Origin of the sequence: Corynebacterium sp. ACRQK, from assembly GCF_022345965.1 — a bacterium.
In the GTDB taxonomy this organism is placed as follows: domain Bacteria; phylum Actinomycetota; class Actinomycetes; order Mycobacteriales; family Mycobacteriaceae; genus Corynebacterium.
In genome coordinates this window covers 294436-308795 of record NZ_JAKRMU010000001.1, presented here as the reverse complement: position 1 = coordinate 308795, position 14360 = coordinate 294436, and the positions used below count along the sequence as shown (strand labels likewise).

Here is a 14360-nt window from a genome sequence, read left to right as displayed (position 1 = left end):
AGGCGGGTGGATACGTCGATGACGCACTCGTTCATCTCGGGCGTGCAGGCCACGGCGAGGTTTACGTGCCCGCGGTTTACTTCGCACGCGGCGGCGCTTAGTGGATCGTTTGGGTCGGTGATGCGCCAGCAGGGTGTGGTGGAATGCTCGAACATGGTCTTTCCCCTTATTGCCTGTTCGGAGGTGGTTTTGTGGTGTAGTCAAAAAATTTTCCTGGCTTGTGCTTGCAGTATACAAACCACCTCGGACACCCCCCTTGCATAGAAGCTAGAAAAATCGAACAACGGGCTAGCAGATTCTTTTGTATTGCTCATAGCGATACAGTTTGTGTTACTATCTGTAATACAGATTCTAAAGGAGGTTTTCGTCCCATGTATCTCATCGTGGAGCCCGACTCGCCTGTGCCGATCGCTCAACAGATCCACGGCGGAATCGTGGCGGGGATTATCTCCGGCGAACTGCAAGACGGACAACCCTTGCCTTCGGTGAGGCGGTTGGCGGTGGAATATGGCGTCAATCCCGCAACAGTGAAGAAGGCATACGACCAGCTACAAGAAGACGGGCTAGTGCTCACGGCGGCGCGATCGGGCACCGTGATTACGCGGCCTAAGCGGCCTAGTGCACAGCAGCGTGAACAGCTGCGCGAGGACCTCCGAGCCACGGTGTGGCGGGCGCTCGCGCAGGGTTTCAAGACTGATGACATTTGCGCGACGGTTGACGACCTCACTGTGAAGTGGGAATAGGAGAACCATCATGATTGCATTCGATCCATTCCTTGCAGGAGTGTTCTGCCTGACAGCGCTGCTTGTGGGGCTGATCCTGGTGTACACGCCGAAGCTGTCGTCGCCGGGCGTACGGTTGGGCGTGCGCGTGCCGGAGACACATTGGGGCGACGATGTTGTGCGGCGACAAGAGGGTACGTTCGTTAAACGCCAGGTTGCAGCGGCTGTGGTTTCTGCACTACTGGCGATACCAGCCGCTGTGGTGCCAGTGGTTGGCGCAATGCTGACCCTCGTACCGGTGGGCTTCTTTATGTGGAATCTCAACCAGGCCGGGCAGCCAATACGCGAGGCCAAGCAGCGGGAAGGCTGGTTCGACGACGTGCGCACGGTGGTGGCCGGGGAGATCACGCCGGCAGAGGACACATTCCCGCAACGTGCATGGGCCTTCACCTGGGCAGCGCTGGCTGTGCTCGCTGTCGCGGCCGGGTATGTGGCCGCGCGGTGGGGTGATATTCCGGAGCGCTTCGCCACTCACTTCGGCAGTGGCTTCGAACCGGATAGCTGGGATAACAAGTCTGTGGGTTCGGTGTTCTTCCCGACGTTCTTTGGTATGGGAATGGTGCTGCTTTTTGCGCTGATTACGATCGCAACGCTACGGGCCAGCGTGCCAGCCCGAGCTGATACGTCGCTGCGGGGGAAGGTTTCGCAGAAGATTGTTCGGCGTCATACGGCGATGTGGCTGGCGGTGATGAACGTTGCGCTGGCCATTATGTTCGCTAGCCTGCAGGTTGTGACCGTGCTGCACACGGACTGGGTGGCTCCGGCCATGATCGGTTCGCTCGTGCTCGTGTTTGGGGTTTGCCTGGCCATGGTCGTGGCGCTGGCGGGGAAACAGTCCGCGCTAGCGAACACGAGCGGCGAGGGTAGGGACAACGACGAGCACTACAAGTGGGGCATGTTCTACTACAACCCGGAGGATCCGGCCGTGATGGTAGACAAGCGCTTCGGGGGCGGCATGGACTTCAACTACGCCCACTGGCAGGGCAAGGCGTTCCTCGCTTTTATTGCGCTCGTGTTGCTCGCCTCTATCTCGTTGCCCTTTTTATTTTGACGCCCATCGGAACCCAGCGTTAAGCGCCTTCATCGCTCCCTTGTAGGCCCAGGGGGTGTTAACTTGTGCCCAGCGGGCCACAGGGATGTCGGGGCTGGTGTTGATGAGGTACTTGCCCTTATCCACGCCCTTCAAAATTTTTTGAGCCGCCTTGGCGGGGCTTACGGCGTGGCCCTGGAACAGTGCGGTTGCCTTCTGGATGCGCTTCTTGGAGCGATCCACGCCGTGAATGTCGATGGTGCGAACCAGAGGAGTGTCCACCGCGCCCGGGGCGACTGCGTGCACATCTACGCCGTAGGGGGCCAGGTCGAAGCGCAACACCTCGCACATGCCCAGCACGCCGCCCTTGGAAGCGGAGTAGGCCGCGTGCCATGGCAGGCCGATAATGCCCGCGGCGGAGGATACGAACACCAACTTCCGGCGGTCGCGGCGGCGCCGACGCACCGGCTGGTCCTCCATCATCTTCGGCGCGAAGGCCTCCACCATGTGCACTGATCCCATTAGGTTCACGTCGATCACGCGCTGCCATTTCTCGTGCGGCATCTGGCGCACGTCACCCCAGATGGCGATGCCGGCGACGTGGTGCACCTGGTCCGGGGCGCCGTGAGTAGCAACCACGTCGTCCGCCCAGGCTTTTACGGCTTCCACGTCGGTTACGTCCACGGCGCGCTGGTCGGCGACGGTGCCACCGCGGGAGGTGATGTCGCTGGCAGTAATGGCCAGGCCTTCCTCGTCGCGGTCGCTGATGGCAATTGCGAAGCCGTGTTCAGCTAGTTGCAGTGCCACCTCCCGGCCGATACCTGAGGCTGCTCCGGTGACTACTGCAAACATGGCGAGAAAGCTCCTTTGTTAGTTTTCGAGATCTAACCCAAGCAGGGCGTTCTCGACCAATTCTGTCAGAGCGGGGTGGGGCCAATACTGCTTTTCGGCGAAATCGCGGGCATTAATTCCGAAGGTCATGGCGGTGACGAAGCACTGGATCAGCGAGCTTGCCTCCGGGCCGATGATGTGCGCCCCGAGGATCTCGCCAGTGCTGCGGTCGGCGATGACCTTGCAGAACCCGGTTGTATCTTCCATCGCCCAGCCATAGGCCACGTCGCCGTACTTCTGGATCTTCACGGTGATAGGGCGACCGGACTCGCGCGCCTCTTGCTCAGTCATGCCCACCACGCCGATCTGCGGGTGCGTGAACACGCCGCTGGGCACCACGTCATGGTTAAACTTCTGCAGATCATCGGGGTGGGCCAGGTTGTGCGCCACCACCCGTGCCTGGGCGTTGGCGACGTGCTTGAGCTCGAAGTCATTGCACGCATCGCCCAGCGCCCACACGCCGTCGGCGCTGGTGCGGCCGTACTCGTCGACCTCGATTAGGCCATCTTTTCGGGTTTTGACGCCACCCGCTTCGCAGTCCAACGTGTCCGAATTGTTGACGCGCCCCATCGCAACGAGGACCTCTTCGGCCGTAACGGTAGTTCCATCGTCAAGGGTGAGGGTGATCTGGCCATCGGCAGATTCCTCGGCGGCGGTGATAGTGCGCCCCAGGTGGTTCGTCCACTGCTGCTTGGCTTGGGTGGTGAAGGCTTCGGAGATGTCGGCGTCCAACTTCCGCAACAGCTTGTCCGAGCGATTGATGAGCGTAACCTGCGTGCCGAGGCCAGAGAACATGGCGGCGAACTCCACGGCGACGATGCCACCGCCGACGACGATGAGGGACTTCGGCAGTTCATCCAGGCGCATGATGTCCTCGTTGGTGCGGTAGCGCACGTCGGCGAGGACGGGGTGGATGCGCGGGCGGCCGCCGGTGGCCAGCACGATGTTGGTGCCGGTGATGGTGGGGCCGTCGCCGATCTGCAGGGTGCGGGGGCCAACGAAGCGGGCGGTGCCTTCGAAGAGAGTGATGTTCGGGGTTTCGTCGCCCGCGCGGTAGGCAGCACCGCTCTCACTGATGGGATCGATGCGCTCGGCGAAGACGCGGCGCTGGATGTCCTTCCAGTCGACGTGCTGGAGCTCGCCGGTGAGGCTCAGGCGGGAGGCTTCAGAGAAGCTGCGAGCGACGTCGGCGGTGTGGACAAACATCTTGGTCGGGATGCAGCCCACGTTGATGCAGGTGCCGCCAAAGGTGCCCTTCTCCACGATGGCGATCTTCTGTTGGTCGTTGGCGGGGCTGGGTAGGGAGTTGCCGGAGCCAGTGCCGACGATGATGAGGTCGAAATCAGGCACGGTGAACCTTCCTTTCGTTGAAGACGTCGCTAAGCCACTCGTCGGTGGCGGCGAAGGCCTTAGCGCGGATCTTGGGGCGAGAGAGGAACACGTCGTGCAGCGCGCCCTCGATGACGATGGTAGTGGACAGGGAAGAAGCGTTGGAGGCCTGCTGCCACATCTGGCTCGGCATGAGGATGAGGTCGGCATTGTAGGACTCGCGGGAAAGCTTCTTGGAGAAGTGATGGGTATGGCTGGTCAGCAGCAGCGTGGGCACGCCCGTGTCGCCCTTGCTGGAGTGGAGGCGGCGGATCTCCCGAGCCACGCCCAGGAGCCACTGCAGATACTTCGGGCGGGGCTCCAAGGGCTTGAGTCGCAGGTTGTAATTCCACTCGCCGGCCTCGGTGACGTGCAGGGAGCGGCCGTAAGTCGGGTTGATCCCGCCGGGTAGCAGCATGTTGGGCTGCAGCTTGTGAACGACCGGCAGCACGCGGTTGATAATGAAGCGAACAGCCGGGTTGAACTGCAGGCCAAACCATGGCGAGTTCAAAACGATGGCGGCGATGGAATTGTGGAGGGGGGAGCCGGCGTCAAAAAGGCGATGAGCCCACATCGTCACATCCAACCCGCCGGTCGAGTGCCCAACAGGAACGACCGCGGTGTGGGCGGCGGCGAGGAGGGAAGTGGCGGTAGAGAGGTCTACGTCGTAGAGCGACTGATCGCTGACATGGTGCCAAGACTGCCCCTCCCGCCAGGAACGACCGCACTTGCGCAGATCCAGGCCATAGACAGCAAAGCCGGAGTCGTGGAAATGGCGGGCCACGTGATCCTGAAAGAAATAGTCCGTCATTCCATGGACAAAAAGCATGGCGGGGCGAGAGAAAAAGGATTCGTCGGGCGCATCCGGGCAGTAACGCACCAGGGTACAACGAATGGGGGACTCACCATCTGGGTCGTCGCCCAGCTCGATAAAGCTTTGGCCGAAGTCTTCTCCCAGTTCATCGGGAAAAAATTCGAGATCGGCAGCGGAGGAAGGGAGTACGGGGCTATTAGGCATGTACTCATGCTAGCGCCACGAACAGACATAGATCATTGAAACATTGGCCTATAGGCGTAGAGTAAATGTGACACAATAACGGTCTGACTTTTTCGCCTTTGAAGGAATGAATAGATAGTGGCACATAAAGATTCTGTGGACGTCGCACTAATTGGTGCGGGTGTTATCTCCACCACCCTGTCCGTCATGCTGAAGCAGCTGCAGCCGGACTGGAGCCAGGTGATCATCGAGCGTCTGGACACCCCTGGTGCGGAATCCTCCGACCCGTGGAACAACGCCGGTACCGGCCACTCGGCGCTGTGCGAGCTGAACTACACCCCCGAGGTCAACGGCAAGATCGACATCTCCAAGGCCGTCGGTGTGAACGAGAAGTTCCAGGTCTCCCGCCAGTTCTGGAGCTACCTGGTCGAGCAGAACGTGCTGGGCGACCCGTCCGAGTTCATCAACAAGGTTCCGCACGTTTCCTTCGCACAGGGCATGGACCAGGTGGACTACCTGAAGGCCCGCTACGAGGCGCTGAAGGACCACACGCTGTTCCCGAACATGCAGTTCAGCGACTCTGACGAGAAGTTCGCCGAGTTTCTGCCGCTGATGGCTCGTGGCCGTGACTTCAACAACCCGGTCGCGATCTCCTGGTTCGACGAAGGCACCGACATCAACTACGGTGCGCTGACCCGCCAGTACCTGGACGCCGTGACCGCTCAGGGTGTTGAGGTTCGCTACGGCAACGAGGTCAAGAACATCAACCGCGACGGTTCCAAGTGGAAGATCACCACCAAGAACCTGCACACCGGCGACACCTCCGTGGTTACCGCGAACTTTGTCTTCGTCGGCGCCGGCGGTATGGCTCTGCCGTTGCTGCAGAAGTCCGGCATTCCGGAGATCAAGGGCTACGGTGGCTTCCCCGTATCTGGCCAGTGGCTGCGCTGCACCAACCCGGAGTTGGTGGAGCAGCACCAGGCCAAGGTCTACGGTAAGGCTTCCGTCGGCGCTCCGCCGATGTCCGTTCCGCACCTGGACACCCGCGTGATCGACGGCAAGAAGGGCCTGCTGTTCGGGCCGTACGCAGGCTGGACCCCGAAGTTCCTGAAGAAGGGCAGCTACCTGGACCTGTTCAAGTCCCTGCGCGTGGGCAACCTTCCGTCCTACCTGGGCGTGGGCGTGCAGGAGATGGGCCTGACCAAGTACCTGATCGAGGAGGTGCTGAAGGACCAGGCAGCCCGCGTGGAATCCCTGCGCGAGTACATGCCGGAGGCACGTGCTGAGGATTGGGAGCTGGTCACCGCCGGCCAGCGCGTGCAGGTCATCAAGCCGATCGGTGCGCCGAAGTTCGGCTCCCTGGAGTTCGGCACCGCGCTGATCAACTCCAACGACGGCACCATCGCCGGCCTGATGGGTGCCTCCCCGGGTGCTTCCATCGCCCCGTCCGCAATGCTGGAGGTGCTGGAGCGCTGCTTCGGCAGCCGCATCGCCGACTGGGCACCGAAGCTGCGGGAGATGATTCCTTCCTACGGCACCCGCCTGTCTAAGGATGCCAACCTGTTCAACGAGCAGTGGGATCGCTCCCAGAAGACTCTGAAGCTGGTTTAAGTACCGCAGTAGGTCGTGAACTCGGCTTCCGCACGCGGCACCGCCGCATGGAGGCCGAGTTTTTTGTATTTTTCGTCCCATTCGAAGGGGCTGCGAAGCGCCCCCAGAGCTAGCTTGTAGCGGCTAAAGTCACCAGCCTCGGCCTGCTCGAGCGCGACCTGCATGCCGTGGTTGCGCGGTAGGTAGATGGGGTTGCGCGGGTGGGGCTTCTGCGCCGTCCAGCGCTCGGTCCACTCGGCGGCACCGGGGGTGGTTTCTAAGCCCTGGGGGATCTTGCCGGGGATCAAGTTCGCCAGCAGCGCGCCGTAGTCGGGGCTCGCGACCTGCAGCAGGTCGAGTAACTGCTCGGCGCAGTCCGGGGCTCCCAGCGCGGCGGCCATCTGTTTGTCCCACGCCGCGGCATATTGCGGTTGGAAGTGCTGTAGTTGCTCTGTAAATTTTTTGACGCCCTCATCCACCAGCGGCAAGAGCGCCTCAGCTAGGCGCGCGAGGTTCCACATCATGATCGCGGGCTGCTGAGCGTATGCATAGCGGCCACGGGTGTCGATGGAGCTATACACCGCGTCGGTGGCGAAGTAATCCATGAAAGCGCACGGGCCGAAATCGATTGTCTCCCCGGAGATTGCGATGTTGTCGGTATTCATCACCCCGTGGATAAAGCCGAAGCGCATCCAGCTGGCGACGAGTTCGGCTTGGCGGGAGACGGTGGCATCAAAAAGATCGAGCGGTGAAGTGCCTTGCGGGAAGTGGCGGGCGAGGGTGTAGTCGACGAGGCGTTCGGTGACCTGCGGGCCCATAAGCGCGGCGTATTGGAAGGTGCCGATGCGGATGTGGGAGCCGGCGACACGCACGCCGACCGCGCCCGGGTGGAGGCGGTGGCGCCGCACAGTGCGACCGGTGGAGAGGACGGCCAGCGAACGGGCGGTGGGGACGCCCAGGGCGTGAAGGGACTCGGCGAAGGCATACTCCTTGAGGGCGGCATCGAGGGGATAGTGGCCGTCGCCCCCGCGAGAGAAGGGGGTGCGGCCAATGCCCTTGGCGTGGATATCCCACCCGTTCTCGCGGAGCAGCAGTGCGCGGCCATCCCCCATGCGCGGGTTGAACTGGCCGAACTGGTGGCCGGCGTAGCCAAGTGCATGGCCGCCGTTCTGGCCGGTGAGGAATGCGATGCCTTCCGGACTGCGGAGCCACTGTGGATCCAAACCCAGCTCGGTGGCGAGGGGCTCGTTGAGCACGAGGATCTGCGGGTCGGGGAAGACCTCCCCACTGCAGGGGAGTGCGAGTTCCGGGAATTGCTCGGCGAACGTATTCATGGTGTTGCCCATTGTAGGGGTAGGCTGAATTGCCATGAGTGACACAGGGAAAGTGGTGCTGATCGGCGGTGGCCCAGGGGCATGGGACCTGATAACGGTGCGTGGGATGCGGGCCCTGCAGGCAGCCGACGTGATCCTGACCGATCACCTGGGGCCCACCAGCGAGCTGGACAAGCTGTGCGACGTGGAGACCAAGGAAGTCATCGACGTGGCGAAACTGCCGTACTCCAGGCAGGTCAGCCAGGAGAAGACCAACGAGCTACTGGTGGAGCACGCACGGGCGGGCAAGACTGTCGCCCGGCTCAAGGGCGGGGATCCGTTCGTGTTCGGGCGTGGATTCGAGGAAGTGCAGGCGTGCGCTGCAGTGGGCGTGACCTGTGAGGTTGTTCCGGGCGTGACCAGTGCCGTGAGCGTGCCGGCGGCCATTGGTGTCCCCGTGACCCAGCGGGGCGTAGTGCATGCCTTCACCGTGGTCTCTGGCCACGTGGCGCCGGATAATCCGAGCAGCCTGGTGGACTGGCGCGCGCTGGCGGCATCGGGGGCCACACTGTGCGTGATCATGGGCGTGCGAAACGTGGCCGCGATTGCTGCGGAGCTGCAGGCCGGGGGATTGACCGCCGACACACCGGCAGCCGTGATCCAGGAGGGCACTACCGACCAACAGCGAGGATTCCGCTGCACCCTGGGTACACTGGCCGAAACTTTCGAAGCTAACGAGGTCGGCTCGCCGGCGGTGTACGTGATCGGCGAGGTCGCTGGCCTCTAGACGACGAGGGTGAGCTCTGTGGAGTCCTGCTCCACGGTGAAACCTGCGGCGCGGGCGATGTCGGCAACCTCGGCGGCGGTGCTGCCGCTGGGATTCCGGGCCAACGCACGGGCGAGAAGACCCTTGTAGTGCTTGTTGAAGTGGCTGACGACCTTGCGGCTGCCATCGGGTTGCACGGATTCCACCCGCACAGTCACCGCAGTCTTCAGTTTGCCGAGCTGCTGGTAGGCCCCGGAACGCAGGTCCACCACCAGGCCGTGTTCTTGCTCTGCGCGCTGCAGTGCCTCGGTGATGGCGGAACCCCAGCGCTTCTTCATGGTCGTGCCGGGGGTGAGCTTAGTGCCGCCTGAAAGTCGGTAGTGGGGGATCGGGTCCCCACCCATGACCAGGCCATACAGGGCTGAGCCGATGGCTAGGTGGGGCGTAGTGGCGTTAGAAAGAGAAGACACATCGAGTGCATCGTAGAGCACGCCCGTGTAACGGTGCAGGGCCGGCATCGTCGGGGCGGTGCGCAGCACCTGATTGGCCTCGACCTCGCCGTACTGCTTCTCAGAAAGGCCCAGGACCTGCATGGCGGCCTCCGAATCTTCGGTGCACAGGGCGACCAGATCGCGGGTGATCTCCTCGCGGATGGGGTTGAGTTCCGGGAAGTGCAACGGTTCTCCGGCGGGCAGCGAGCCACCGGGAGCCTTGGTTTCGGAAGGGGGAAGCACGATTAGCATTCCCACAGACTAGCCAAAACCCCTACCGAACGACACAAGTCAAAGGGGGAAAAGGTAAAGTCATGACTCATGATTACTCGGATGTCACAACTCTTCTTGCGCACCCTGCGTGACGACCCCGCAGACGCAGAGGTGCCCAGCCACAAGCTGCTGGTACGCGCGGGATACATCCGCCGCGTGGCCCCCGGCGTGTACTCGTGGCTGCCGCTCGGCCTGCGGGTGCTGCGCAACGTCGAAGAGGTCGTGCGCGAAGAGATGAACGCCATCGGCGCGCAGGAGATTTCCTTCCCCGCACTGCTGCCGCGTGAGCCTTACGAGACGACCGGCCGCTGGGTCGAGTACGGTGATGCGCTGTTCCGCCTGAAGGACCGCAAGGACGCGGACTACCTGCTGGGGCCGACGCACGAGGAGATGTTCACCTCGGTCGTGAAGTCCGAGTACAACTCCTACAAGGACTTCCCTGTGATCCTGTACCAGGTGCAGACGAAGTACCGCGACGAGGAACGCCCGCGCGCCGGCATCCTGCGCGGCCGCGAGTTCATCATGAAGGATTCCTACTCCTTCAATATGGACGACGAGGGGCTGGAGGAGTCCTACCAGCTGCACCGCAGGGCCTATCAGAACATCTTTGACCGCCTGGGCATCAAGTACGCGATCTGTTCTGCGACCTCTGGCGCTATGGGCGGCTCGGCATCCGAGGAGTTCCTGGCTGAGGCCGACACCGGCGAGGACACCTTCGTGCGCTCCACCGAGAGCGACTACGCCGCGAACGTCGAGGCGGTAGTGACGCAGGTCCCGCCGGCTCAGCCAATTGAGGGGCAGCCGGAGGCCAAGGACTACGAGACCCCGGACAGCGAGACCATCGAAACGTTGGTGGACTGGGCCAACAGCGAAGGCATCACCATCGACGGCCGCGCTGTCGAGGCCGCGGACACGCTGAAGTGCATCGTGATCAAGGTCAACGACCCGACACTGGACGAGGACGGCAAGCCGCGGGGCGAGTCCCTGGCCGGTGTGCTGGTTCCGGGCAACCGCGAGGTGGACATGAAGCGCCTCGAGACATCCATGGAGCCCGCACAGGTGGAGCTCGCCGATGAGGCAGACTTTAAGAAGAACCCGTTCCTGGTCAAGGGGTACGTAGGCCCCAAGGGGTTGGCAGACAACGGCGTGCGCGTGCTGGCCGACCCGCGCGTGGTGGAGGGCACCTCCTGGATCACCGGCGCAGACGCGAAGAACCGCCACGTCGTGGGTCTGGTTGCAGGCCGCGACTTCACTCCGGACGGGTACATCGAGGCCGCCGAGGTGTTGGAGGGCGACCCGTCGCCGGATGGCAACGGCACCCTGACGCTGGCTCGTGGCATCGAGATCGGCCACATCTTCCAGCTGGGTCGCAAGTACACCGAGGCTTTCGATGTGAAGATACTGGACGAGTCCGGTAAGCGTTCCGTGCCGACGATGGGCTCCTACGGCGTAGGCGTGTCCCGCCTGGTGGGCGTGATCGCCGAGCAGATGCTAGACGATTCCGGGCTGCGCTGGCCTGCGTCCGTCGCGCCCTTCGACGTGCACGTGGTAATCGCCAACAAGGATGCAGCCGCGGGCGAAGCAGCAGCGGAGCTAGTGGAGACGCTGTCCAACGACGGCCTGGAGGTCCTCTTCGACGACCGTCCGAAGGTCTCCCCGGGCGTGAAGTTCAAGGACTCTGAACTGCTGGGCATGCCCCTGGTGGTCGTGGTTGGCCGTGGGTTCGCCGACGGCAAGGTAGAACTGCGTAACCGCCTGACCGGCGAGACCTACGAGGTCGACTACGCGAATGCGCTGCCGGAGGCTAAGCGGGCTCTCCGCGAAGAGGTACGTCCTTAGGATCCTTCCCCTGGAGCCGCTCTAGGGAGGCTTCGCCCCAGGCGTTGGCCTTTACCCATTCGGCGGCGTAGGTGACGGCCTGCTCGTTGGTGGCCAACTCCGTGATGCGACGAAGCTGAGTGGTGATGGGCTGCACAGTGGGGTGGAAGTACTCCACAGCATCTGACTTCCCGTCGGCTTCGTTTTGCGTGTATCCGGCCTCGGGGGAGGGAACCCCCGAACCCAGCTCCTCCAAGACCTCAGTCGTGAGGTCACGTAGTACGCGCAGCTGATCGGCCAAGGATTGGATGCGCGAACGGGTCTTGTCCTCTGGGCTCTTGGCCAGTGCGACGCCCGAGGCGTAGATCGCGCCGTAAGCCAGCGTCAACAAAGTACGAAACTCTGCTGCCACATCGACATCCGGGTTAGAAAAGCCCTCGATAACCTCCGCTTTGACCTCGGCTGGATGATCGGGGCGTTTGTTGTCGCCGGCCGCCTTGTACGCGGCGAAAAGTCCGGCGATGAGGGAGGCCTGGGTGCCCATCTCGCTTGTGAGGGTGCGAGCGTAGGCCTTGTCTAGGGAAACAGCCTTCCTGGGCGCGTTCTTGGTCTCGGAAATTTTCTCTTCGCAGCCCTGGGGTGAGTTTCCTTCGCTATCGGTGCCGCACTGGCGCAGAGTTTCCTCCGTGACCAGATCGTATTGCTTGCCGAGGAGCTCGGACCATTTCTTCGCCCGCTTGGCCTCCGAATTTTTTTGGGCGCTACGCAATGCAGTGGCGAGCTCGATGAGCTGCTCGTTTGCTTGGGGCTCCTCGCCGAAATCACAGGCGGATATCGCCAGGCCGGCGCCAAAAAGCGTGCCGGCGCCCAGGAAGCGGCGGCGAGTGAGGAGGGGGCGAGAGCTGGTCATATTCATCAAGATTAGGAGTCTACTAGAAGTCCGCTGCTGCTAGACTGCATGGTCATGGCATTTCCAAACAAGGAGCAGCTCGAAGACTCGCTGCGCGGATTGATAAAAGAATTCGGACTAGTGATCGAAGACATCAAGATCACGAAGGCGGGAGCGAAGTCCGCGATCAGGATCGCAGTGGATACCGCCGAACCCCGCGCCGAGCGCCCGGACCTGGACCAGTTGGAAGAACTGAGCCGCGAGGTTTCCAAGCATTTGGATGACGCCGAGGCAGCGGGGGAGATGAGCTTCGGGGCTGGATACACCCTGGAGTTGACGACTCCTGGCGTCGATTTCCCTCTCGTGGAGCAACGCCACTGGGCGCGCAACATCGGGCGCCTCGTGCGACTGGCTGACGGAGTGGAGCGCATCGCGCAAGTAGACGGTGACGATGTCGTTTTGATCACACCGGGAAAGAAACAGCCCAGCGTGCGTCGCGTGCGATTCGCAGATGTAGCTGGTGCGGTGGTAGAAGTGGAATTCTCACAGGCACCCGCCGCCGAGGCCGATCTTGTCGGATTGGCTATTGACGCCTACGGGTTGCCCGGTGCAGAAGATCAGCAGGATAGTCCCGCGGAAAACTAGGAGTAACAAGTGAATATTGATATGGCCGCACTGCGTGCCGTCGAGAAGCAGGAGTCGGTGGATTTCGACGATCTGCTGGAGGGGGTTAAGCGGGGACTGCGCGAGGCTTACCGGGCGAACAGTCAGTTCACCGGATCGGTCGATGTGGATATCGACCCGATCAGCGGTGAAGTCACCATCTATCAGGTGGAAAAGGACGAAGAGGGCAACGTCACCGGACGCCTCGACGACACTCCACAAGATTTCGGACGCGACGGTGCGCTGGCCGTGCGTGAAGCCATTCGCTACCGCATCAACTCCGCCCGTGTGCAGAACCGCTACGACGAGTACGCCGAGCTACGTTACCGCGTGGTCTCCGGCGTGGTTTCCGCCGATGCCCGCGCCAACGAGCGCGGTGTGACGATCGTGCACCTGGGTACCGAGGCTAACGGCCAAGACGGGCAGATCCTGCCCGCCGAGCACATCCCAGGTGAGGAGCTGGAGCACGGCATGCGTGTGAAAGCTTTTGTTACGGACGTGATCAACAACGCCAACCGCATGGTGCAGATCAACCTGTCTCGCACACACCCGGAGCTGGTTAAGGGACTATTTGCCCTGGAGGTTCCGGAGGTCGCCGATGGTTCCGTGGAGATCGTCTCCGTGGCGCGCGAGGCCGGGCACCGCACCAAGATCGCCGTGCGTTCGACCGTCAAGGGACTGAACGCCAAGGGCGCATGCATTGGTCCGCGTGGACAACGCGTGTCCAACATCATGCAGGAACTGGGTGGGGAGAAGATCGATATCATCGACTACTCCGACGATCCGGCGGCTTTTGTCGGCAATGCGCTGTCGCCGTCGAAGGTTGTCAGTGTAAAGGTAACTGACCCGGAGATGCAGATCGCTCGCGCTGTTGTGCCGGACTATCAACTGAGCCTCGCCATTGGCCGCGAGGGACAGAACGCTCGACTCGCCGCGCGCCTGACCGGGTGGAAGATTGACATTCGCTCGGAGACGGACGCCGCAGCGGAGGACACGCCCAGTTAACCGTTTCGGGGGCCGGCGCGATACACTGGACTGGTGGTATTCCATGAGTGTCCCACAAGCAAGCACATTCCGCTAAGGACGTGCATTGCAACGAAGCAGGTGATGGGAATAGATCAGCTGTTGCGTTGCGTTGTGCGGAAACGTGCGGAAGATGCCGAGGGTGAACTTCAGGTTGTCCCCGATCCGGGTCGGAAACTTCCCGGGCGAGGCGCGTGGATCACCCCCACAGTGGAGGCATGGGAAATCGCCGTGAAACGCAGGGCCTTTGGCCGTGCGTTGAGGGTATCCGCCAATGTGGATGCAGACCCTGTACGTGAATACATCGTCACACTGCCAGTGACAGTGACAAGTAAAGACGAGGAAGTTACGTCGACATGAAGAACAACCAGCCCTGATGAGCACGCGATGAAGCAGCATCAGCGATGAGTATCTACAAGTACGGGAGTCGTAAGTAGCCCGGCTGCAGGCGCACCTGCACGCTAGA

The 14360-nt window shown here is 62.2% G+C and carries 14 protein-coding genes; 8 read left to right on the top strand and 6 right to left on the bottom strand.

Features of this window, described 5'->3' with window-relative positions; translation table 11 throughout:
- The first annotated feature begins 371 nt into the window (after positions 1–371).
- Both MHX63_RS01445 and MHX63_RS01440 read left to right on the top strand, forming a co-directional pair.
- Positions 372–743, top strand: coding sequence for a GntR family transcriptional regulator (locus MHX63_RS01445; RefSeq protein WP_239386927.1), 372 nt, complete (start codon positions 372–374; stop codon positions 741–743).
- 10 nt (positions 744–753) lie between these two features.
- Positions 754–1833 (top strand): DUF5808 domain-containing protein, encoded by a 1080-nt coding sequence (locus MHX63_RS01440; protein WP_239386926.1) that lies wholly within the window; start codon positions 754–756, stop codon positions 1831–1833.
- Here the strand turns inward: MHX63_RS01440 and MHX63_RS01435 are convergent.
- Genes MHX63_RS01435 through MHX63_RS01425 form a run of 3 tightly spaced genes read right to left on the bottom strand, consistent with a single transcriptional unit; the run spans position 1825 to position 5089 of the window.
- Positions 1825–2664: an SDR family oxidoreductase gene (locus tag MHX63_RS01435; RefSeq protein WP_239386925.1), complete on the bottom strand. Its 840-nt coding sequence runs from the start codon at positions 2662–2664 to the stop codon at positions 1825–1827. The two genes, MHX63_RS01440 and MHX63_RS01435, sit on opposite strands and share 9 nt — an antisense overlap.
- A gap of 18 nt (positions 2665–2682) precedes the next feature.
- Complete coding sequence (mtr, locus tag MHX63_RS01430; protein ID WP_239386924.1) at positions 2683–4053, bottom strand: mycothione reductase; 1371 nt, start codon at positions 4051–4053, stop codon at positions 2683–2685.
- The gene (locus MHX63_RS01425; protein ID WP_239386923.1) at positions 4046–5089 is read right to left on the bottom strand and encodes an alpha/beta hydrolase; all 1044 of its coding nucleotides are present in this window, start codon (positions 5087–5089) and stop codon (positions 4046–4048) included. Before MHX63_RS01425 ends, mtr begins: the two co-directional genes overlap by 8 nt.
- Positions 5090–5206: 117 nt before the next feature.
- Here MHX63_RS01425 and mqo point away from each other — a divergent pair, with 117 nt between their 5' ends.
- Positions 5207–6679 carry a malate dehydrogenase (quinone) gene (gene mqo / locus MHX63_RS01420; protein WP_239386922.1) on the top strand — a complete coding sequence of 491 codons (1473 nt, stop codon included), beginning with the start codon at positions 5207–5209 and terminating at the stop codon, positions 6677–6679.
- Here mqo and MHX63_RS01415 read toward each other — a convergent pair.
- Positions 6676–8028, bottom strand: coding sequence for a protein adenylyltransferase SelO family protein (locus MHX63_RS01415; protein ID WP_370643955.1), 1353 nt, complete (start codon positions 8026–8028; stop codon positions 6676–6678). The two genes, mqo and MHX63_RS01415, sit on opposite strands and share 4 nt — an antisense overlap.
- On the opposite strand from MHX63_RS01415, the gene cobA reads away from it, so the two are divergent.
- On the top strand, positions 8027–8758 hold the full coding sequence (gene cobA, locus MHX63_RS01410) for a uroporphyrinogen-III C-methyltransferase (RefSeq protein ID WP_239386920.1): 732 nt from the start codon (positions 8027–8029) through the stop codon (positions 8756–8758). The genes MHX63_RS01415 and cobA overlap by 2 nt on opposite strands.
- Here cobA and yaaA read toward each other — a convergent pair.
- Positions 8755–9480, bottom strand: coding sequence for a peroxide stress protein YaaA (gene yaaA, locus MHX63_RS01405; protein ID WP_239386919.1), 726 nt, complete (start codon positions 9478–9480; stop codon positions 8755–8757). The two genes, cobA and yaaA, sit on opposite strands and share 4 nt — an antisense overlap.
- 69 nt (positions 9481–9549) lie before the next feature.
- Here yaaA and MHX63_RS01400 point away from each other — a divergent pair, with 69 nt between their 5' ends.
- Positions 9550–11340, top strand: coding sequence for a proline--tRNA ligase (locus MHX63_RS01400; RefSeq protein WP_239386918.1), 1791 nt, complete (start codon positions 9550–9552; stop codon positions 11338–11340).
- Here the strand turns inward: MHX63_RS01400 and MHX63_RS01395 are convergent.
- Positions 11306–12235 (bottom strand): ferritin-like domain-containing protein, encoded by a 930-nt coding sequence (locus tag MHX63_RS01395; protein WP_239387145.1) that lies wholly within the window; start codon positions 12233–12235, stop codon positions 11306–11308. The two genes, MHX63_RS01400 and MHX63_RS01395, sit on opposite strands and share 35 nt — an antisense overlap.
- 42 nt (positions 12236–12277) lie before the next feature.
- Here MHX63_RS01395 and rimP point away from each other — a divergent pair, with 42 nt between their 5' ends.
- From rimP to MHX63_RS01380, 3 genes are read left to right on the top strand one after another with little or no spacing between them, the layout of a single operon-like run.
- Positions 12278–12853 carry a ribosome maturation factor RimP gene (gene rimP, locus MHX63_RS01390; RefSeq protein ID WP_239386917.1) on the top strand — a complete coding sequence of 192 codons (576 nt, stop codon included), beginning with the start codon at positions 12278–12280 and terminating at the stop codon, positions 12851–12853.
- 9 nt (positions 12854–12862) lie between these two features.
- Positions 12863–13876: a transcription termination factor NusA gene (gene nusA / locus MHX63_RS01385; protein WP_239386916.1), complete on the top strand. Its 1014-nt coding sequence runs from the start codon at positions 12863–12865 to the stop codon at positions 13874–13876.
- 33 nt (positions 13877–13909) lie between these two features.
- Entirely contained in the window at positions 13910–14254 is a 345-nt protein-coding gene (locus tag MHX63_RS01380; RefSeq protein ID WP_370643954.1) for a YlxR family protein, read from the top strand.
- Positions 14255–14360 lie beyond the last annotated feature (106 nt).